The organism is Allobosea sp., from assembly GCF_051860145.1.
In the GTDB taxonomy this organism is placed as follows: Bacteria; Pseudomonadota; Alphaproteobacteria; order Rhizobiales; family Beijerinckiaceae; genus Allobosea.
Genome location: NZ_JBHYEM010000014.1, coordinates 113,551 through 131,806 on the forward strand (window position 1 = coordinate 113,551; position 18,256 = coordinate 131,806).

At 67.7% G+C, this 18,256-nt stretch carries 21 protein-coding genes and 2 tRNA genes; 8 read left to right on the forward strand and 15 right to left on the reverse strand.

The features are described from left to right. Positions 1 to 4 precede the first annotated feature (4 nt). The 3 genes from ACTIF2_RS20415 to ACTIF2_RS20425 all read right to left on the reverse strand — a co-directional run bounded on the left by ACTIF2_RS20415 (position 5) and on the right by ACTIF2_RS20425 (position 1,234). Positions 5 to 508 (reverse strand): MarR family winged helix-turn-helix transcriptional regulator, encoded by a 504-nt coding sequence (locus ACTIF2_RS20415; RefSeq protein WP_439498952.1) that lies wholly within the window; start codon positions 506 to 508, stop codon positions 5 to 7. Between the two features lie 87 nt (positions 509 to 595). Beyond that, positions 596 to 913, reverse strand: coding sequence for a hypothetical protein (locus tag ACTIF2_RS20420; RefSeq protein ID WP_439498953.1), 318 nt, complete (start codon positions 911 to 913; stop codon positions 596 to 598). Positions 914 to 1,072: 159 nt separating this feature from the next. Beyond that, positions 1,073 to 1,234, reverse strand: a complete 162-nt coding sequence (locus ACTIF2_RS20425) for a hypothetical protein (protein ID WP_439498954.1) — start codon at positions 1,232 to 1,234, stop codon at positions 1,073 to 1,075. A 365-nt stretch (positions 1,235 to 1,599) separates the two neighbouring features. Here ACTIF2_RS20425 and ACTIF2_RS20430 point away from each other — a divergent pair, with 365 nt between their 5' ends. The 3 genes from ACTIF2_RS20430 to ACTIF2_RS20440 are packed head-to-tail and all read left to right on the forward strand — an operon-like array spanning position 1,600 to position 4,805. Beyond that, positions 1,600 to 1,932 (forward strand): NIPSNAP family protein, encoded by a 333-nt coding sequence (locus tag ACTIF2_RS20430; protein WP_439498955.1) that lies wholly within the window; start codon positions 1,600 to 1,602, stop codon positions 1,930 to 1,932. Between the two features lie 18 nt (positions 1,933 to 1,950). Then, the gene (locus tag ACTIF2_RS20435; protein ID WP_439498956.1) at positions 1,951 to 3,819 is read left to right on the forward strand and encodes a TRAP transporter large permease; all 1,869 of its coding nucleotides are present in this window, start codon (positions 1,951 to 1,953) and stop codon (positions 3,817 to 3,819) included. Beyond that, positions 3,816 to 4,805, forward strand: coding sequence for a TRAP transporter substrate-binding protein (locus ACTIF2_RS20440; protein ID WP_439498957.1), 990 nt, complete (start codon positions 3,816 to 3,818; stop codon positions 4,803 to 4,805). Before ACTIF2_RS20435 ends, ACTIF2_RS20440 begins: the two co-directional genes overlap by 4 nt. Positions 4,806 to 4,851: 46 nt before the next feature. Here ACTIF2_RS20440 and ACTIF2_RS20445 read toward each other — a convergent pair whose 3' ends face one another. The 5 genes from ACTIF2_RS20445 to ACTIF2_RS20465 form a co-directional block, all read right to left on the reverse strand. Continuing rightward, a complete protein-coding gene (locus ACTIF2_RS20445) occupies positions 4,852 to 5,349 on the reverse strand; it encodes a cupin domain-containing protein (protein WP_439498958.1) in 498 nt (165 codons plus the stop codon). Between the two features lie 186 nt (positions 5,350 to 5,535). Continuing rightward, complete coding sequence (locus ACTIF2_RS20450; RefSeq protein WP_439498959.1) at positions 5,536 to 6,327, reverse strand: ABC transporter ATP-binding protein; 792 nt, start codon at positions 6,325 to 6,327, stop codon at positions 5,536 to 5,538. An 8-nt stretch (positions 6,328 to 6,335) separates the two neighbouring features. Further along, the gene (locus ACTIF2_RS20455; protein ID WP_439498960.1) at positions 6,336 to 7,328 is read right to left on the reverse strand and encodes an ABC transporter substrate-binding protein; all 993 of its coding nucleotides are present in this window, start codon (positions 7,326 to 7,328) and stop codon (positions 6,336 to 6,338) included. Positions 7,329 to 7,442: 114 nt separating this feature from the next. Next, on the reverse strand, positions 7,443 to 8,249 hold the full coding sequence (locus ACTIF2_RS20460; protein WP_439498961.1) for an ABC transporter permease: 807 nt from the start codon (positions 8,247 to 8,249) through the stop codon (positions 7,443 to 7,445). Then, positions 8,246 to 9,097 (reverse strand): IclR family transcriptional regulator, encoded by an 852-nt coding sequence (locus tag ACTIF2_RS20465; RefSeq protein WP_439498962.1) that lies wholly within the window; start codon positions 9,095 to 9,097, stop codon positions 8,246 to 8,248. The genes ACTIF2_RS20460 and ACTIF2_RS20465 overlap by 4 nt, the downstream gene beginning before the upstream one ends. 121 nt (positions 9,098 to 9,218) lie before the next feature. Here ACTIF2_RS20465 and ACTIF2_RS20470 point away from each other — a divergent pair, with 121 nt between their 5' ends. Together ACTIF2_RS20470 and ACTIF2_RS20475 are read left to right on the forward strand one after the other, a co-directional pair. Further along, positions 9,219 to 9,917, forward strand: a complete 699-nt coding sequence (locus ACTIF2_RS20470) for a hypothetical protein (RefSeq protein ID WP_439498963.1) — start codon at positions 9,219 to 9,221, stop codon at positions 9,915 to 9,917. Next, a complete protein-coding gene (locus ACTIF2_RS20475; protein ID WP_439498964.1) occupies positions 9,917 to 10,696 on the forward strand; it encodes an SDR family NAD(P)-dependent oxidoreductase in 780 nt (259 codons plus the stop codon). Before ACTIF2_RS20470 ends, ACTIF2_RS20475 begins: the two co-directional genes overlap by 1 nt. Before the next feature lie 225 nt (positions 10,697 to 10,921). Here ACTIF2_RS20475 and sseA read toward each other — a convergent pair whose 3' ends face one another. Together sseA and ACTIF2_RS20485 are read right to left on the reverse strand one after the other, a co-directional pair. After that, on the reverse strand, positions 10,922 to 11,779 hold the full coding sequence (gene sseA / locus ACTIF2_RS20480) for a 3-mercaptopyruvate sulfurtransferase (RefSeq protein WP_439498965.1): 858 nt from the start codon (positions 11,777 to 11,779) through the stop codon (positions 10,922 to 10,924). A 48-nt stretch (positions 11,780 to 11,827) separates the two neighbouring features. Then, complete coding sequence (locus tag ACTIF2_RS20485; protein ID WP_439498966.1) at positions 11,828 to 12,544, reverse strand: alanyl-tRNA editing protein; 717 nt, start codon at positions 12,542 to 12,544, stop codon at positions 11,828 to 11,830. 182 nt (positions 12,545 to 12,726) lie between these two features. On the opposite strand from ACTIF2_RS20485, the gene ACTIF2_RS20490 reads away from it, so the two are divergent. Next, a complete protein-coding gene (locus ACTIF2_RS20490; RefSeq protein WP_439498967.1) occupies positions 12,727 to 13,527 on the forward strand; it encodes an SDR family NAD(P)-dependent oxidoreductase in 801 nt (266 codons plus the stop codon). 4 nt (positions 13,528 to 13,531) lie between these two features. On the opposite strand, the gene aac(3) is transcribed toward ACTIF2_RS20490, so the two are convergent. From aac(3) to ACTIF2_RS20510, 4 genes are all read right to left on the reverse strand, one after another. Continuing rightward, entirely contained in the window at positions 13,532 to 14,353 is an 822-nt protein-coding gene (gene aac(3) / locus ACTIF2_RS20495) for an aminoglycoside 3-N-acetyltransferase (protein ID WP_439498968.1), read from the reverse strand. Between the two features lie 45 nt (positions 14,354 to 14,398). Next, positions 14,399 to 15,649, reverse strand: coding sequence for a class I SAM-dependent methyltransferase (locus ACTIF2_RS20500; protein ID WP_439498969.1), 1,251 nt, complete (start codon positions 15,647 to 15,649; stop codon positions 14,399 to 14,401). Positions 15,650 to 15,768: 119 nt separating this feature from the next. After that, complete coding sequence (locus tag ACTIF2_RS20505; RefSeq protein WP_439498970.1) at positions 15,769 to 17,223, reverse strand: cryptochrome/photolyase family protein; 1,455 nt, start codon at positions 17,221 to 17,223, stop codon at positions 15,769 to 15,771. A gap of 71 nt (positions 17,224 to 17,294) precedes the next feature. Then, positions 17,295 to 17,549, reverse strand: coding sequence for a hypothetical protein (locus tag ACTIF2_RS20510; protein WP_439498971.1), 255 nt, complete (start codon positions 17,547 to 17,549; stop codon positions 17,295 to 17,297). Positions 17,550 to 17,665: 116 nt separating this feature from the next. Between ACTIF2_RS20510 and ACTIF2_RS20515 the strand changes: the two genes are divergently transcribed. Beyond that, positions 17,666 to 17,878 (forward strand): hypothetical protein, encoded by a 213-nt coding sequence (locus ACTIF2_RS20515; RefSeq protein ID WP_439498972.1) that lies wholly within the window; start codon positions 17,666 to 17,668, stop codon positions 17,876 to 17,878. Between the two features lie 39 nt (positions 17,879 to 17,917). On the opposite strand, the gene ACTIF2_RS20520 is transcribed toward ACTIF2_RS20515, so the two are convergent. Beyond that, positions 17,918 to 17,991 (reverse strand) — tRNA-Cys (locus ACTIF2_RS20520). Positions 17,992 to 18,179: 188 nt separating this feature from the next. Between ACTIF2_RS20520 and ACTIF2_RS20525 the strand changes: the two genes are divergently transcribed. Beyond that, positions 18,180 to 18,254: transfer RNA gene (locus ACTIF2_RS20525), tRNA-Asn, on the forward strand. Positions 18,255 to 18,256 lie beyond the last annotated feature (2 nt).

An 18,256-nucleotide genomic window follows, 5' to 3' on the forward strand; every position in this document is an offset into this window, starting at 1 on the left:
CGTCTCACTCCGCATCGTTCGCTGCGCGCTCGAGGCGGCTTGAGCGTCCCGCAGACTTCTCGCCGGCTCGTTCCACCGCCGGCGACCTCAGCCGCTCGCGCACCGTGGCAAGCGTCGTGAGCGTGGCTGCCATCGCCGCGTCGTCGACGCCGTTCAGGACCTCCCCGGCGATCGAGGCGCGCAGTTCGTCCAGCTCGTCCACCAGGGCGCGGCCGGGCGGGGTCAGGTGCAGAAGGCGCGCGCGCCGGTCGCCCGGGTCGGCCCGGCGCTCGACCAGGCCTTGGCCCTCCAGCCGGTCGACCAGGCGGGTCAGCGAGATCGGCTGCATTTCGAGCATCTCGGCGAGCGCGGCCTGCTTCAGCCCCTCGACGCGGCGCAGCCTCGCCAGCACGCCCCATTGCGCCCGTGTCGTGCCGTTCTCCCGGGCCCTTTGGTCGACATAGGTCCGCAATTGTCGGGATGTCTCGACAAGCTGGAAGACCAGCTCGCGCTTGAGCGGACGCGCCATGTCGAATGCCTCCATATCATAAGCACGCTTACGATATGGGAATGAATTGCGGCGATTCCGCGGTGCAGCAATACAGGCGAACGGAGCTCAGGAAGCCGGGCGAGGCAGGGCGATCCGTCCGGGTTTCGACTGGCCGACATGGCAGGCGAGCTCGGAGAAGGAGAGGGGTGTTTCCTTCCTCGTCCGGAGCGCCGCGCTCAGGAAGCGGATCGGGAAGCTGACCGCGTCCGCATTGCTGCCGCTGAGCTGGCCCATGCGCTGCTGATCGGCGCGGATCGCCAATTCCGCGTTCGCAAGCGCCAGCTCGACCTCGGTTTCGTCGACCAGCCCCTTGCGCACGAGAAGGCGGGTCAGTTCGGCCACCGCGACGAGAAGGCCTTCGAGCTGGAGATTGGCTGTATTCATCGCGAACTCCCATTCATCGAGAGGCGCGAGACGCGGCGCACCGCCGTCTCGTGTCGACCGGGCCGTCGCCAGCATGAGGCAGCATTCGAACGGCCCTGCGTCAGTCTACGCGCAAGATCGCATTTTGCGAAAGACCGGATAGCTGCGAGCTTAGGCGGATCAGCTGGAGGCTTCGATGCCGGCGATGGTGATGAGGCCTGCCACCGCCAGCCCGACCCAGACAATTTCGGCCATCATGCCGTGGGCCGGAACGGTGCCCGAAAAGACTGAGGAGATGCCTCCGACGAGGACGAGGGCAGCACTCAACACAATGCCATTCATCGCCGCAACCCTCCCTGTTTTGGCGCGAACGCGGTAGTTCGGAAAAGGTTCCGCGGGCCGTTGTCATCTTTTTGAGGCCGTGGACACCATGCGTTGCGTTGGCGGTTCCGCCAGGTTGCAAGCGCCGCGCATCTGCACGAAAACCGCACCATTGGCGCAGGGTAATTCCGATCGGAAACGGGAATGTGACAGCCGCGCAGCCAGGTCGAGATCGGTGCCGACGGCACAAATTCTCTTCCGTGATGCGCTTCTTTGGAAGAAACCAGTCTTGACCGAACTGGTGCTGGCGCCTCCCGGCATGGCAAACTTTCGGCCGGTTCGAATCTGCCGTTTTCCACCCGAGCCGCACGAATGCGCTTTTTCACGTGACCACAGGCCAAGTCATGATCCTCGACGAACGCACCTACGCCATCAAGCCCGCCCATGTGCGCGATTATCTCGACCTCTACGTCCGCGAGGGCATGGACCTGCAGATCTCGCATCTCGGGCATCTGATCGGCTGGTTCACCACGGATTCCGGCGTCGTCAACGAGGTCGTGCATATGTGGCGGTTCGAGGATGCGGGCGACCGCGAGCGCCGTCGCGCCGCGATGGAGGCCGATCCCGCCTGGCAGGAATTCCGCGCCAAGGCCGCCCCCTATGTCCTGGAGATGCGCAGCCGTATCCTGCGACCGACCGCCTTCTCGCCCTTGCGTTGAACCTGCCGGCGCCATGACATGACGAGCCTGGCCCAACGAGCCGCTTCTGCGCCCGCGCTGCTGCGCCGCCGCTCCCAAAAGGGGCTGGCAGGCGTCGTCGCCGGGCTCGAAATGCTCGGCGCGGCGCTGCTGGCGATCCTGTTCGCCGTCGTGCTGGCGGCCGTCATCCGCCGCTATGTCTTCGGCGGCGGCTTCGTCTGGTCGGACGAGCTGGCGATCTGGCTCCATGCCGCGCTGATCGCCGTCGGCGCGCCGCTCGCCGCGACCAGTGCGCTCGCGATGCGGCTCGATGTCATCGTCCGCCTGCTGCCGGCCTCCGGCCAGCGGGTGACGGCGATCCTGGCCGATGCCTTCGCCGTGCATGGCTCGCTGGTCCTGGCGCTCGGAGGCGCCAGCGTCGCTGCGCAGGTCGGTGGCGTCTCGACCGTCCTCGAACTGCCGGAATCGCTGCGCTTCGCCGTCTTCGCGCTCGGCGGCGGCTTGACGCTCCTGATCGTGCTGGCGCGATCCGGCCTCGATCGCTCCTGGATCTCGGCCGGGCTCGCGCTCGTCATTGGCGCGGGTTTCTACCTTTTGGCGCAGCAGGTGACGGGCTGGTTCGTGGATCCGCCGAGCCTGCTCGCTGCGGCCTGGGCCGGGCTCGGACTGCTCCTCGGTGCGCCATTGCCCTTCGCGCTGCTGGCCGGCGTCTCGCTCAGCGGCGCTTTCGGCGGGCTGCTGCCGGAGCCGGCGATCGTGCAGAACACGGTGTCCGGCATCAGCAAGTTCCTGCTGCTCGCCGTGCCGTTCTTCCTGCTGGCCGGCGAACTCCTGACCGAGGGCGGGCTTGCCGAGCGGCTGGTCCGCTTCGCGAGCGCGCTGGTCGGGCATTTGCGGGCCGGGCTGGCGCAGACCGCGCTGGTGGCGAGCGTGCTGTTTTCCGGCGCATCCGGCTCCTCGGTCGCCAACGCCGCCTTCGGCGCGAAGGTGATGGCGCCGACGCTGATCGCGCGCGGCTATCCGCCGGCCCAGGCGGGCGCCATCGTCGCCGGCGTCTCGATGCTGGACAACATCATCCCGCCCTCGATCGCCTTCCTGCTGCTGGCGGCGGCGACGAACCTCTCGGTCGGCTCGCTTCTGGTCGGCGGCTTCGTCGCCGGCGGCGTGCTGGCTCTGGCGCTGGCGGTCGGCATCCATCTCAGCGTGCGCGGCGTGGTCGACGCGACACCAAAGGCCAGCGGCGCCGAGCGCGCCAGGAGCTTCGTCGGTGCGCTGCCGGCGATCGGACTCGGGGTCGTCGTGGTGGTCGGCATCCGTTTCGGCGTGGTGACCGTGACGGAGGCGTCGGCGCTCGCCGTGGCCTATTCGCTGGTCGTCTGCCTGGCGCTGCGCAGCCTGAACGGCCGCAGCGTTTTCGCGGCCCTGCGCAAATCCGCCACGGAGGCGGCGGCGGTCGGCTTGCTGATCGGCGCCTCCGCGCCCTTCGCCTTCCTGCTCGCGGTCGACCGGGTCTCCGACCAGATGGCGGCGCTGGTGACGGCCTTCGGCGCCGGCCCCTATGCCGTGATCCTGCTCGCCAATCTCGTGCTGCTGGTGGCGGGGCTCTTCCTCGATATCGGCGCGGCGATCCTGCTGCTCGGCCCGCTGCTGCTGCCGGTTGCCGTTGCCGCCGGGCTCGACCCGATCCAGTTCGGCGTCATTCTCGTGGTCAATCTGATGATCCATGGCTTGACGCCGCCGCTCGGCATCCTTGTCTATGTGGTCAGCGGCATCCTGCGCCTGCCGGCGGGGTCGGTCTTCCGCGCCGTCCTGCCGTTGCTCGGCTCGCTTCTGGTGGCGCTTGCGCTGCTCTCGCTGGGGGCGGCCGCCTGGCCTTCGCTCCGATTCTCTTTCAGGGGGTTCTTTTGATATCGCCAACCCGACGCCACGTCGCCGCCGGCCTTCTCGCAGCACCCGCGCTGCTCTCCGCGCGCGGCGCGCTGGCTGCCAGCCGCCCGGTCACCGTCGCCTCGCTCTTCGGCGAGGACAAGCCGGAGACGCAGATCTGGCACAGGATCGCCGAGATCCTGGCGAAGACCGCGCCGGGCCGCTTCAACCTGCGCATTGTCGGCAATGCTGCGCTCGGCGGCGAGAAGGAGGTCGCGGAGGGGATCCGGCTCGGCTCCGTCCAGGCCTCGCTCTCGACGATCTCGGCGCTGTCCTCCTGGGTGCCGGACGGCCAGGTCCTGGATCTGCCCTTCCTGTTCCGCGACCGCGGCCACCTGAAACGCGTCCTTGACGGAGCGCTCGGCCAGGAGCTCAAGGCGAAATACGAGGCGCAGGGCTTCGTCGTGCTCGGCTTCATCAACTATGGCGCGCGCCACCTGCTCGCCAAGGAGCCGCTGACCACGCCCGAATCCGTCAAGGGCAAACGCATCCGCGTCATCCAGAGCCCGCTCCATACCGAGCTCTGGTCGGGTTTCGGCGCCTATCCGACGCCGATCCCGATCCCCGAGACCTACAACGCCCTGAAGACCGGCGTCGTCGATGCCATGGACCTGACCAAATCGGCCTATGTCGGCTTCAAGCTGCACGAGGTCGTGCCCTATCTGATCGAGACCGGGCATATCTGGGCGAGCGGTGTCGTCTATGTCTCTGCGGCCTTCTGGAAGGGGCTCTCCGCCGAGGACCGCAAGGCGCTGGCGGCGGCGGCCGTCGAGGGCGCTGCCTATTTCGACGATCTGATCGTTGCGGACGAGGAAGCCTCGATGGCCAAGGCGGCATCGGAAGGCGGCAAGGTCGTCCAGCCCGAGAACCGCCCGGCCTGGGAGGCCGGCGCGCGAAAGGTCTGGGTCTCCTTCGCGCCGAAGCTCGGTGGCATCGAGAAGATCGAAGGCATCGCCGGCACCGCCTGAACGCTGCGCCACCGCTTCGGGATTGCCGCGCTCCGGTCGCGCTGCCCTATGGGTGCTTGTGGATGGGGTCGACCCAGTAGACCTCTTCGGGCGCCTCGACCGGGTCGACATCGGTGATGTTGACCACCACCGCCTCGTTGTCCGAACGCACCAGCACGCATTCGAGCGGCTCGTCGGGATTGGCGTTGATCTCCTGGTGCGGCACGTAGGGCGGCACATAGATGAAATCGCCCGGTCCCGCCTCGGCGACGAATTCGAGCCGCTCGCCCCAGCGCATCCGCGCCTTGCCGCGCACGACATAGATCACGCTCTCGAGTTCGCCATGGTGATGCACGCCGGTCTTGGCGTTGGGCTGGATCGAGACCGTGCCGGCCCAGATCTTCTGCGCGCCGACGCGGGCATGGTTGATCGCAGCCTGCCGGAACATGCCGGGTGTCTGCGCGGTATTGGGGTCGAGCTTGTCGCCGGTGATGACGCGTACGCCGTCATGCTTCCAGCGCGGCTCGTCGTGGTCGTGGGAATGCGGGTGGTCGTGGTCGGCCATCGGGATGCTCCTGTCCGGCCGGAAGCTAGACCGATAACGCCAAGGCGCAAAGTCGCCGAACGACCTGAGCCCTCATCCTGAGGAGCCGTGTAGCGGCGTCTCGAAGGATGATCCAGGAGGCTCCGGTGTCCGCTGGAGCATCCTTCGAGACGGCCCTGCGGGCCTCCTCAGGATGAGGGCTGTACTTCAATACTTGATCACGCCGAAGCGCCGGAAGGCGTCGTGGATGCGGTCGGCATAGGCGTTGAAGCTCGGATAATCGCCGAGATGGGCCGGGCGCGGGCGCGGCAATTCGATCGCGATCTCGTCGACGATGCGGCCGGGCGTCGGCGACATCACCAGCACGCGGTCGGAAAGGCCGATCGCCTCGTCGATCGAGTGGGTGATGAAGACGACGGTCTTGGCCGTCTCCAGCCAGAGCATCTCGAGATCGTGCCGGATCTGGGTGCGGGTGATGGCGTCGAGCGCGCCGAAGGGCTCGTCCATCATCAGCACTGACGGATCATGGATCAGCGCGCGGGCGATCGAGACGCGCTGGCGCATGCCGCCGGAGAGCTGCTTTGGATAGCGGTCGAGCGCATGGCTGATGCCGAGCTTGGCGAAGAGGTCCAGGGCGCGCTCGCGTGCCGGGCCGAGCGGCAGGCCGCGGATCTCGGCCTGGAGCATGACGTTCTCCAGTGCGGTCCGGAATTCCAGCAGCAGATGATCCTGGAAGACGATGCCGATATCGGTGAGCGGTTCGGTCAGCCGCTTGCCGTCGACCAGCAAGTCGCCGGCGCTGACCGGGATCAGGCCGGCTGCCATCAGCATGAACGTGCTCTTGCCGCAGCCCGAGGGGCCGATCAGGCTGACGAACTCGCCGCTCCTGATGTCGAGGGTCAGCCCGTCCACGGCGGTGAAGCCGCCGAAGGTCTTGACGACGCCGCGCCCCTGGATGGAGGCGGCGCCGTTTGTCGATGTCGCAGTCGCCAGGCTCAAAACGGACCTCAGGAACAGGCCGGCGCCGCGGGCGGCAACAGGTCGGTCGTGTAATAGTCGGTGATCGGCTTGTCCTTGGGCAGGCCGAGATATTGCGTCAGGAGGTCGAAGCTGACCGCCCAGTTCTTCTCCGGCACCTTGCCGAGCGAGGTCGCGCCCGGCGCGCAGAGCAGCTTGTTGACGACGTCGAACTGCGCCAGCACCTGCGCCTTCTTCACCGACGGGAACTGCGCCACGACCGCGTCGGCGGCCGCATCGGGGTTCTTCCGTGCCGCATCCCAGCCCTGCAGGCTCGCCTCGACGAATTTCTTGTAGAGCTCGGCGTCGGCCTTGATCTTGTCGTCGCGGGCGATGATCGAGAGGCCGACCGTCGGCACGCCGACATCGCGGTAGAAGATGTCGCGCACCTTGAAGCCGCGCTCGCGGATCTGGATCGAATGGAAATCGGCGCCGCCCAGGATGGCGTCGACCTTCTTCTCGAGCAGCGCGCCGACGAAGGCGCCAGGATCGATATTGATGATGTCGACCTTGCTCTTGTCGATCTGATTGGAGGCGAGGATGGCGTCGAGCAGGATCGTCTGCGCCGTGCCGGGCTGGACCGCGAGCTTCTTGCCGACGAGATCCTTCGGCGAGGCGATGCCGCTCTCCTCCAGCGCGATAATGGCGAAGCCGTTGGTCTGCAGCACCGGCGCGATGATCTTGACCGGCGCGCCCTTGGTGCGGAGCTGCATCGCGGCCGGCGCATCGGCGAAGCCGAGATCGGTCTGGCCGGTCGCGACCATCTGGGCGGTGGTGCCGGAGCCCTTGCCTTCTTCGATCGTCAGGTTGATTCCGGCCTTCTCATAGAGGCCCATCTGCTTGGCCATCATGAAGCCGGCATTGGGCGCGGCCGCGAGGAAGTTGAGCGTGATCTTCATCGGCTTGCTGCCGCTCTGGGCGAAGGCGGTCCCAGTGCTGAGCGCGAGCAGGGTCGCGGCGGTGATGAGGCTGCGGCGGTTCATGGTTGTGTCCTCCCAAGGGTTCCGGTTGAATCCGGATTGACGGTCGATGGTCTAAGCGCTTGTTTCAGCATCGGCTTTTCCCGAAAACCGCATTCCACTTTTCGGGCCGATGCCCTAGCTCTTGCGCTGCCAGGGCATCAGCAGCACCTCCAGCCCGTCGACGAGATAGCTGAAGACGATGCCGACGACGCTGAGCGCCACGAGGCAGGCGAAGATCAGCGGCATGTCGAGGAAGCTCGTGCCGCGCAGCAACAGGTAGCCCAAGCCCGCATTGGCGCCGACGAACTCGCCGACGATCGCGCCCGTCGCGGCGAAGACGGCCGAGACCTTCAGGCCCGAGAAGATATAGGTCAGCGCCGCCGGCACCCGGACATAGCGGAAGGTCTGCCAGGCCGAGGCTCCCATCGAGCGGGTCAGGTAGAGCACGCGTTCGTCCAGCGCCCGGAAGCCGGTCATGCTGGCGACCAGCGTCGGGAAGAAGCAGAGCAGGAAGGTCAGCAGCACCTTCGGGAACAGGCCGAAGCCGAACCAGACGACGAAGAGCGGCGCGATCGCGATTTTCGGCACGAGCTGGAAGAAGACGATGACCGGATAGATCGCCTTCTCCAGGATGCGCACGGAGACGATGACATAGCCGAGCGGAATCGAGATCACCGCCGCCATCAGGAAGCCGAGCACGATCTCGTTCGCCGTCACCAGCGTGTGCTGGAAGATCAGCGCCTTGTCGGTCCAGAGCCGCTCGAAGAAGGCGCTCGGGATCGGCAGGATGTATTCCGGGATGCCGGCCATCGGCACGAGCCACTCCCAGGCGAGCAGCAGCACCGCAAAACTCGCAAGCGGCCAGGCGACGGCGGAAATCCATTCCTGCGTCCTGCTGGCGCCGGGATCGTCGGCCGGTCTCGTGGCGGGGACGTCCGTCATGCCGGTGTTCCTGAATGAAGCGTCGGCTGCGCCTGTCCGTTGAGGGCCGGCTTGCCCAGCGCCTGGATCTGCCGGCGGCGCAGCGGCCAGATTTCGGCCATGTCGCGGGCCGCCCGGCGCAGCGCCTCGGTGATCGCGCCGCGACGCTCCTCCTGCATGCGCGGCAGCGGGCCGGCGACGCTCAATGTGCCCGCGATCGCCGCCTCCGGCCCGGGGCCCGCCCGGAATGTCGTCGCCATCGCGACGGTGCCGATCTCGCCTTCCTCGACGGCGAGCGCGACACCGTTCCGGCGCGCCTCGTTGAGATGGGCGCGCAGCGCATCGACATCGCCCAGCGCGTTCGGCCCGGTGCGGCCATCGGCGGCGAAGCCGCGTGCGCAGACGATGCGCAGGGCATCAGCCTCCGGCAACGAGGCGAGCCAGGCCTTGCCGGTCGCGGTCGCGTGCAGGACGATCTCGGAGCCCATCGGCGGCTCGTAGCGCAGGCCGGCGGTCGCGCCCTGGGCCCGCGCGATCCAGACGAGGTTCTCGTCCTCGACGATCGCAAGCCGGCAATATTCGCGGGTGGTGCGGGCGAGGGCGTCGAGCACGATCTGGCCGGCATCGGGCAGGCCGCGCAGGTCGAGATTGCGGAAGGCGAGGAGCGACAGCTTGAGGGTCAGGCCATAGGCGCCGGAGCCTGTGTCCTGCGCGACGAAACCGCGCTCGGACAAGGTGGTCAGCAATCTGTGCGTGGCGCTGACCGGCAGGTCGAGCCGCTCGGCGAGCAGGCTGAGATCGACGCCATCGGGCTCGCCCGACAGCGCCTCCAGCATCTTCAAGGCTCGCTCAACCGCTGCGATCGTCACGTTTCCCCACTCGTCGGTTTATTTTTGGAATTGATTTCCAATTCGGAATTGCTTTTCGTATATGAGCCGCGACAAGTGGTGTCAACGCGCCTCGCCGAAGAGCCGCGACCGGGAGGAACGATTGAGTCTGGCAGGAGAAGGCGCGGTCGCGATCTGGCATGACATTGCACCGGAGGGCCGGGAGAATTTCTATGCCTGGCATGGCCAGGAGCACATGCCGGAGCGGGTCGGAATCCCCGGCTTCCTGCGCGGCCGGCGTTATGCGGCGATCGACGCCGATCTTGAATTCTTCAACCTTTACGAGGCTTTGAGCGTCGAAGTTCTCAAGGGGCTGGATTATACCGTACGGGTCAACGCGCCGACGCCGTGGACGCTCGATGCCGTCCGGCATTTCCGCTCGGTCGCCCGCTCGATTTGCCGGGTGGCGCATAGTGCCGGACCCGCGCAGGGCGGGCTGATCGCGACGCTGCGCTACGACGTGCCGGAGGCGAAAGCGGCCGAGCACAAGGCGGCGTTGCTGCGTCAGCTCATTCCCGATCTTCTCGCCAGACCCGGCGTGGCGGGCGTCCATCTGCTCACGGCCGATGCCGAGGCGAGCGGCGTCGCCACCGCCGAGCAGAAGGCGCGCGGCGTCGCCAATGCGGTGCCGAGTTGGGTCCTGCTGCTCGAAGGCTGGGGCGACGAGGCGGCGTTCGTGGAACTGGCCAAGACCGAGCTCGGAGCCGGCAAGCTCGACGCGATCGGCGGGCAAGGACCGTATTCGCTGGGGCTCTACCGCCACCAGATCACCCGGACCAAGACCGCCTGGAGTGCCGACTGATGAGCGCGAGCTACGACATGAGCGGGCGCCGGGCGATCGTCACCGGCGGCGCCGGAGGGCTCGGACGCGGCATGGCGCAGGCCTTCATGGCAGCCGGCGCCGAGGTGGAGCTCTGGGACATGAGCGCCGCGGCACTGGCACAGGCGAGATCCGAGCTCGGCCCGCGCGTGAGCGTCAGGGAGGTCGACATCACCGATGCCGGCGCCGTCGAGCGCGCCACTGAGACCGTCTTCGCCGGCGGCCGCGTCGACATCCTGATCAACAATGCCGGCGTGCTCGGCGAGGTGAAGCCGATCTGGGAAACCGCGCCGGAGAATTTCCAGCGCGTGCTGCAGGTCAACCTGTTCGGCGCCTATCTGGTGACGCGCGCCGTCGTCGGGCGGATGCGGGAGCAGGCGGCGCGCGCATCGGCGCATACACCGCATCCCTTGCGCGGCCATGTCGTCAACATCGCCTCGATCCAGGGCAAGGAAGGCATGGCGATGGCGGCGGCCTACAGCGCCTCCAAGGCCGGGCTGATCGCGCTGACCAAGAGCGTCGCCCAGGAGACGGCACGCGACGGCATCATCGTCACCGCGATCACGCCGGCAGCGGCCGAGACGGCGATGGCCAAGGAGATCTCGGCCGAGCGCCGCGCCGACATCCTGGGTCGCATCCCGATGGGGCGTTTCGTCGAGATCGAGGAGGTGGCGAGAATGGTGCTCTGGCTGTCCAGCGACGAATGCTCGTTCTCGACCGGCGGGATCTTCGACCTGTCCGGTGGCCGCGCGACGTATTGAGACATCCAGCTAACCGAAAATAGCGCCGTCACTCCGGACAAGCCGCGAAGCGGCGCCGATCCGGGATCCATCGTAGAGCTCGGCGCTCTCCGTCATGCTCGCCCTTGTGGCGAGCATCCACGTCTTGGACACCGCACTCGATGAAAGAAGACGTGGATGGTCGGGACAAGCCCGACCATGACGGGAGTGCACTGCCTGTCCCCGATGACGGCGGGGGGTAAAGCCTCAGCCCTTCTTCGCCGGCCCGGTCGCGACGGGGCGGTCGCTTGCGCCCCATTCGGTCCAGGAGCCGTCATAGATCGCCCGGCCGGGCTTGCCGATCGTCTCGAGCGCGGCCGAGAGGATCGCGGCCGAAACGCCCGAGCCGCAGCTGGTGATGATCGGCCGGTCGAGATCGACGCCGGCCTCCGCGAAGGCGGCAGCGATCGCATCCGGCGACTTCAGCCTGCCATTCGCGACGAGCGCGGAGGAGGGCAGGTTGAGCGAGCCCGGCATGTGGCCCGATCGCAAGCCGGGGCGCGGCTCGGCGGCCTCGCCGCGGAAGCGCTCGGCCGGGCGGGCGTCGACGACCTGGAGGGAGGCGCTGCTCAGCGCCCGCGCGACATCGTCGGCATCGGCGACCGCCGAATGGTCGAGCCGTGCGGTGAAGCTTCGCGCGGCGCGCGCTCGCGGCGGGCCTTCCTCGATCGGCCGGCCCTCTTCCTGCCATTTGGGGAAACCGCCATCGAGGATGACGACGTCCTTGGCGCCGAAGGTCTTGAAGGCCCAGCGCACACGCGGCGCCGAGAACAGGCCGAGCCCGTCATAGACGACGATGCGCATGCCGTCGCCGATGCCCATGGCGCCGACCGCCGCCGCGAAGACCTCGGGGCGCGGCATCATATGCGGCAGGTCGGATTTGGTGTCCTTGACCGCATCGATGTCGAAGCGCACCGCGCCGGGAATGCGGCGCTCGGCATAGTCTGCGGCCGGGTCGCGGGCTTGCGCGGGCAGATACCAGGAACCGTCGACCACGACGATGTCGGGCGCGTTCAGGCGCTCCGCGAGCCAGTCGGTTGAGACGAAGACATCGTTGCTGGCCATGGTCGGCGTTTCCTGTGGTGTTCTGTTGGCTTTGGCGGGGGGAGGCGGTCAGGCGAGTGCGATGCGCACGCGCCGGTTCTGCTTGCCCTTCTTCTCGATATCGGTGACCGCGACAATCCCGATCTCGGAGGTGTTGCGGACATGGGTGCCGCCGCAGGGCTGGAGGTCGATGTCCTCGATCGAGACGAGCCGCACGCGCCCCGAGCCGCGCGGCGGCTTGACAGACATGGTCTTGACCAGGCCGGGATTGGCGTCGAGCTCCTCATCGGTGATCCAGCTTTCGGTCACGGCAGCGTTGCGGGCGACCAGCGCATTGAGCTTCTCGCCGATCTCGGCCTTGTCGAGCCCGCCTTCGGGAATGTCGAAATCGAGCCGGCCGTCGCCTTCGCCGATCGAGCCACCGGTGACCGGGAAGGGCAGCACGACGCTGAGCAGATGCAGCGCGGTGTGGATGCGCATGCGCTTCAGGCGGCGCTCCCAGTCGAGCAGGGCGGTGACGCTGTCGCCGGGCTGCGGCGTGGCCTGGCCCTCGAGCGGCACATGGATGACCCGGCTCTTGTCCTCGGGATCGTAGATCGCTGTGCCGATCGCGATCTCGCTGCCATCCGCCAGGCGAAGGCGGCCGGCGTCACCGGGCTGGCCGCCGCCGGTGGCGTAGAAGATCGTCCGGTCCAGCAGGATGCCGCCGCGCTCGTTCACCGCTTCGACGCGGGCCGGGGTCTCGGTCAGATAGGCATCCTGGCGGAACAGCAACTCGGTCGGCATCGTGCAATCCTGATTCAGTCTGCAGGGGGCAGGGTGGCGGAGACTGCACCGATTGCGGGACGAGCGCCACATCCGGCGAGGCCGGGCCGCCATATCGCGGAGGAGGGGCGTTGAAACTCAGGGGCGCTTGCGCCGACCGGGGGCAGGGCTATATGCCCGGAGCCAGCCCGTCCGGAGAAACCATGTCATTGCCGCGCATGCAGCCTCGGGACGGCGTCGCCTGGGTCACCGGCGCGAGCTCGGGCATCGGCGAGGCCGTGGCGCTCGAGCTCGCGGCGCGGGGCTGGACGGTGGCGATCACGGCGCGCCGCCTCGAGCAGCTCGAGGAGATCGCGCGCCGCGCCGCCGGGCTGCCCGGCCGCATCGTCGCCCATGCCGGCGACGTCACCGACACGGCGTCGATGCGCGCCGTGGTCGAGACGATCGAGAGCGTGCACGGCCCGATCGCGCTCGCCTTCCTGAACGCGGGCGTCGCGCCGCCAACCTCCGGCCGCATACTGGACATCGAAGCCCTCGAGACGGCTTTGGCTGTGAACACGCTCGGCGCCGCCAGGGGGCTTGTGGCCGTGCTGGAGCGAATGACATCGCGCGGACGAGGGCAAATCGCGGTCAACGCCTCGGTCGTAGGCTATGGCGGCCTGCCGCTGGCGGCCGCCTATGGCGCCTCCAAGGCGGCGGCGATCCATCTTTGCGAGACGCTGAAATTCGATTGCGACCGGCTCGGCATCCGCCTGCAGCTGGTCAATCCGGGCTTCATAGACACGCCGATGACGCGCAGGAACGATTTTCCCATGCCCTTCCTGCTGGGGATCGAGGAGGCCGGCAGGCGCGTCGTCGACGGCTTCGAGAAGGGCGGTTTCGAGATCACCTTCCCGCGCCGGCTCTCCTGGACGGTCAAGCTCGTCAACCTCCTGCCTTACCCGGCCTATTTCTGGGCGATCGGGCGGTTCACCGCGCGCTACGCCCAGCGGAGGCGGAACTGAGCCATCAGCCGAAGCGGCGCTCCAGCCAGGCGACGGCGAAGCCGGTGATGGCGGCCGCATCGACGAGAACGCTCGCAGCGGAGCCGACCTGCCCGCGTCGGCCCTGTCCGCTTTCAAGGAACTCGCTGACGATGGTCGCGAAATAATCGTCGTCGAGACCGGCCACGACCGGATCGCCGGTGTCGAACTCCTCGATCATGCGCCAATCCGGCCCGGTTTCGGTTGCCAGCGGCACCTCGATGCGAAGGATGCGCTTGCCGGGGATGCGCGCGAGATGCTCGGCGTGGTGAAGCAGCGTCATGGTGTCGAGCGGGGCGCCGACCATCAGCACCTTGCCGCCGGCAGAGACCAGTTTCGCCAGCGGCGAGCCCTCGCCATAGCCGTAGTCGAGCGGGTGATCGCGCGTGATCCAGTCCGCCCTCGCGCCGAGCGCGGCCATCGAGGCGCCGGGATTGCCGCTGCGGCGCGCGCTGGGCGTGGTGCGCAGGAATTCCGGCAGCACGCCATTGTCGCGGATGGCGCGCGAGGCGGCCGGATCGAAAGGCGGAATATGCGCTCGCCAGGCCTCGGGGACATGGCCGTCCTCGTCTAGAAGGTCGCCATAGGCTCCGTCCCAGTCGGCATAGGCGAGGATCGTTCCCTCACGCCCGACGACGTCGCGAAGCGCGGCGATCAGCGCATCGGGCCCGTTGAGTAGCCGCCCGACGCGGCTCATGGCGGCGTGGACCATCACCATGTCACCGGCGCCCAGGCCGATGCGTGCGAGGTCCGCGCTCAGTCCGGCGCGGGTGACGAAATGCGCGCCGTCCTGCGCCGGGTCCTGCATGGCTTGGCTCGTCTCGGCTTGGTGAGGCTGGTCCGCGAGCCGGGATCAGGCCGGCTTCGCGAAGACCATCTGGCGGACGTCGATATTGCCGGATCGGAATCCCGCTTCGCAATAGGCCAGGTAATATTCCCACATGCGGCGGAAGCGCTCGTCGAAGCCGAGCGGCACGATCTGCGGCCAGGCGGCGCGGAAGCGGTCGCGCCAGCTCGCGAGCGTATTGGCGTAGTCGAGACCGAAAATGCGCTCATGGGCCAGGTCGAGGCCGAATGTCTCACCAAGCGACTTCATGATGGTCGGCGTCGGCAGCATTCCGCCCGGAAAGATATAGGCCCGGATGAAATCGAGTTCGCGCCGGTAGATCCTGAAGCTCTCGTCGCGAATCGTGATGACCTGCAGCCCGGCCGTTCCGCCGGAGCGCAGGCGGTCGCGCAACTGGCCGAAATAAGCGGGCCAAAAGGCTTCGCCGACCGCCTCGAACATCTCGATCGAGGCGATGCGGTCATAGACACCCTTCTCGTCGCGATAGTCCTGGAGCTTGAAGGTGACGCGATCGGAGAGGCCGGCCTTGCTGATGCGCTCCCGGGCGAAGTCGAACTGCTCCTGGCTGATCGTCAGGCCGGTGACGCGGCAGCCGATTTCGCCGGCGGCATATTCGGCGAAGCCGCCCCAGCCGCTGCCGATCTCCAGCACCTCGTCGCCGGGCTTGATTCCGGTCCGTTCGGCGAGCGCCCGGTATTTGGCCGTCTGCGCCGCGGCGAGATCGGTCTCGCCCGGGCCGAAGAGAGCGGAGGAATAGGTCATCGTCCGGTCGAGCCAGGCGCTATAGAAGCGATTGCCCAGATCGTAATGGGCGTGGATGTTCTTGCGCGCCTGCGCCTTCGAGTTGCGGCGGCGGAAATGCTGGAACATCTGCCAGAGCCGAATCAACGGCCGCCCGTCGAGCAAGGTCTGGATGACGGGATAGTTGGCGGCAAAGAGCTCGAGGAACGCCGCGAGGTCCGGCGTGTCCCATTCGCGCCTGAGATAGGCCTCGGCAAAGCCGAGATCGCCGCCGTCGGCGAGCCGCGAGGCGAAGCTGAAATCATGCACGACCAGCTCCGCCCGCGGTCCCGGCTCGGAACCCTTGAACAGCAGCGTGCGGCCGTCGGGCAGGCGTACCGTGAGCTCGCCCCGCTGGAGCCGCGCCGCGAGCCCGAGCGCCTGCCGGGTCGCGAAGGGGAGGTCCTGCGTCGCCTCGGCCACCGTCTCCGGCGTGATCGGCACGGCACCAGACGTGGAGACACCAGAACTGTTCATCGGCACCTCTCGGTTGTCCGTGACGATCAATGCTCGCAGGCGCAGGCTCTCACAGATGCGGCCCCCGTCAAGCCTGCGCTTTGCCGGCTCGGGTTGCGGTCAAAGCGGGCATGGTCGGGTCAGCCGGGTTCCAGCGAGGCGAGCGCATCGAGCGCTCTGCGGCGCCCAGGTCCAAGGTCGACTATCGGTGGCGGGTAGTCCCGGCCGAGCCGAAGACCTGCGGCCGCGAGCCTTTCCGCGCCCAGCGTCCACGGCGAATGGATGCTTGGGCCCGGGAGCTTGCCGAGTTCCGGGACCCAGCGCCGGACATAGGCGCCGTCCGGATCGAATTTCTCGCCCTGGATCACCGGGTTGAAAATGCGAAAATACGGCGCGGCATCCGCGCCCGATCCCGCGACCCATTGCCAGCTCGCCGGGTTGTTGGCCGGATCGGCGTCGACCAGCGTGTCCCAGAACCAGCGCTCGCCCTCGCGCCAGTCGATCAGCAGGTGCTTGACCAGGAAGGAGGCGGCGATCATGCGCACCCGGTTGTGCATCCAGCCGGTCGTCCAGAGCTCGCGCATGCCGGCATCGACGATCGGGTAGCCGGTCGCGCCGCGTTGCCACGCTCGCAGGGCACCGCCGTCGCTCCGCCACGGAAAGGCGTCGAAGCGCGCATTGACGTTCCTTGTCGCCAGCTCCGGGTGATTGAAGAGCAGGTGATAGGAGAATTCGCGCCAGCCGATCTCCGAGAGGAATTTCTCGGCATCGGCCGGCTGGCCGGGCAGGGCGCCGGCATTGAGAGCTGTTCGCGTGGCATGCCAGACCTGCCTGGGTCCGATCTCACCGAAGCGCAGATGCGGCGACAGCCGCGAGGTCGATTCGCGGTCGGGCCGGTCGCGGCCCGGGCCGTAACCGGCAATGGCGCCGTCGAGAAAGCGGGCGAGGGCGTCCCTGGCGCCGGTTTCGCCGGGCGTCCAGGCGGCGCGGAGGCCGCCCGCCCAATCGGGAGCGCTGGGTTCCAGCGCCAATGCGTCGAGATCGATGGCAAGCGCCTTCAGGGTCTTGGGCAGGCGCAGCGGTTCGACACGGTCGGGGGCCGGAGCAGGGGCGGGTGGCTCGCCGCGCGCTCTCGCGGCGCGCCAATAGGGCGTGAAGACCTTGAAGGGCGTGCCGGAGCCGGTCTCGACCTGCCAGGGCTCGTTGAGCAGTCCGGCGTTGGATGTCTGCACCGTGACGCCGGATTCGGTCAGCTCGCGCTTCAAGTCCTTGTCGAGCGCGACCGCCTTCGCCTCGTAGCGGCGATTCCAGGTGACGAGATCGACATCCGCTTCAGCGACGATCCTGGGAATCAGTGCGGCAGGGTCGCCCCGCATCAGCACCAGATCACCGCCGCGTCGCCCCAGATCGCCGGCGAGTGCGGCGAGCGAGCGCGACAGCCACCAGCGCGTGGCGGCGCCGAGCGGGCGTCGGTCGGGCGATTCGTCGAGGATGAACAGGCAAAGCGCCGGCCCATGCCGAACCGCAGCAGTGAAGGCAGGGTTGTCGGCTAGGCGCAGGTCGTCGCGGAACCAGACCAGGGAAACGGCACACATGAGGCTTGTACGCTGGCTGAACTGCTCCGGATCGCCGGCGAGCGATCAGGAACCGCCGCCCGCTGCTCTGTTCAGCGCTTGCGGCCGGGCTTCGTCCTGTCCGGCAGCGCATCGATGGCCTTGTCGGCCTTGCGGTCCTTCCCGGTCACGCCCTCCTGGAGGACCCGCGTCGCCGCGTCCTGCTTCTTGGCGGAGGACGCGGGCTTCGCAGCCGTTTCCGCCGTCGCCTTGAGTCCGACGGAAGCCGGTTTCTTGCCCTTGTTGCGGGCCGCGGCGGCGAAGGTCGCCAGCGCTTCGGGCTGGCCGGTCTTGGTGGATTTCGGCATCGCGTCCTCCCGGGAGATGATCGGGATGAACACTGCGCCTGCCGCGAAGTTCCAGGGCGCCGGAACTTCGCGGCAGGCGCGACGTTCAGCTGCCGTGATCCTGGCAGGAGGACGGTTTGCGACTTCTTCGACTGTTGGTCGGGGCGTTCATCGCCTCGGAAGCTTCGAGCGGGCGTTATCCGCGCCCGGTTTCGATGGTGCTGTCCTATCTCGTCACGCGGGCTGGCGGGCTCACCGCGCCGATCGCCTTCGCGCTGCTGATGCGTGACATGTTCGGCCGGCGAGCGGAGCAGCCGGAACCATCACGGCGCCGCGGCAAGCGGCGCTGAGGGTCACGTCATCACCCGCATATCGCGATTTGAAGGATTTGGAGGCCTCGCCCGGAATCGAACCGGGGTGCAAGGATTTGCAGTCCTCTGCGTAACCACTCCGCCACGAGGCCTTCCGGGAAATCACGCTACCGTGAATTCCTTAGCGCCGCGTATAACCACATGGCGCGCCGGCCCGCAACCGAATCCGACGCCATGCGCGAATTGACGCAAGGCCATTCCGTGAGAGGCAGATTTCCTGCCGTCGCGCTGTCTAAAACGCTTGCACCTGCGCGGCGGCGTCGCTATACGCGGCCACCGGTCCCGGATAGCTCAGCGGTAGAGCAATCGACTGTTAATCGATTGGTCGCAGGTTCGAATCCTGCTCCGGGAGCCAGT

Coding starts and splice junctions, on each gene's coding strand:
- ACTIF2_RS20415 (WP_439498952.1), bottom strand. CDS start 508: ATGGCGCGTCCGCTCAAGCGCGAGCTGGTCTTCCAGCTTGTCGAGACA.
- sseA (WP_439498965.1), bottom strand. CDS start 11,779: ATGGCCAGCAACGATGTCTTCGTCTCAACCGACTGGCTCGCGGAGCGC.
- ACTIF2_RS20455 (WP_439498960.1), bottom strand. CDS start 7,328: ATGAACCGCCGCAGCCTCATCACCGCCGCGACCCTGCTCGCGCTCAGC.
- ACTIF2_RS20425 (WP_439498954.1), bottom strand. CDS start 1,234: ATGAATGGCATTGTGTTGAGTGCTGCCCTCGTCCTCGTCGGAGGCATC.
- ACTIF2_RS20420 (WP_439498953.1), bottom strand. CDS start 913: ATGAATACAGCCAATCTCCAGCTCGAAGGCCTTCTCGTCGCGGTGGCC.
- ACTIF2_RS20490 (WP_439498967.1), top strand. CDS start 12,727: ATGTCATTGCCGCGCATGCAGCCTCGGGACGGCGTCGCCTGGGTCACC.
- ACTIF2_RS20475 (WP_439498964.1), top strand. CDS start 9,917: ATGAGCGCGAGCTACGACATGAGCGGGCGCCGGGCGATCGTCACCGGC.
- ACTIF2_RS20485 (WP_439498966.1), bottom strand. CDS start 12,544: ATGCCGACCGAGTTGCTGTTCCGCCAGGATGCCTATCTGACCGAGACC.
- ACTIF2_RS20505 (WP_439498970.1), bottom strand. CDS start 17,223: ATGTGTGCCGTTTCCCTGGTCTGGTTCCGCGACGACCTGCGCCTAGCC.
- ACTIF2_RS20510 (WP_439498971.1), bottom strand. CDS start 17,549: ATGCCGAAATCCACCAAGACCGGCCAGCCCGAAGCGCTGGCGACCTTC.
- ACTIF2_RS20445 (WP_439498958.1), bottom strand. CDS start 5,349: ATGGCCGACCACGACCACCCGCATTCCCACGACCACGACGAGCCGCGC.
- ACTIF2_RS20500 (WP_439498969.1), bottom strand. CDS start 15,649: ATGAACAGTTCTGGTGTCTCCACGTCTGGTGCCGTGCCGATCACGCCG.
- ACTIF2_RS20460 (WP_439498961.1), bottom strand. CDS start 8,249: ATGACGGACGTCCCCGCCACGAGACCGGCCGACGATCCCGGCGCCAGC.
- ACTIF2_RS20435 (WP_439498956.1), top strand. CDS start 1,951: ATGACGAGCCTGGCCCAACGAGCCGCTTCTGCGCCCGCGCTGCTGCGC.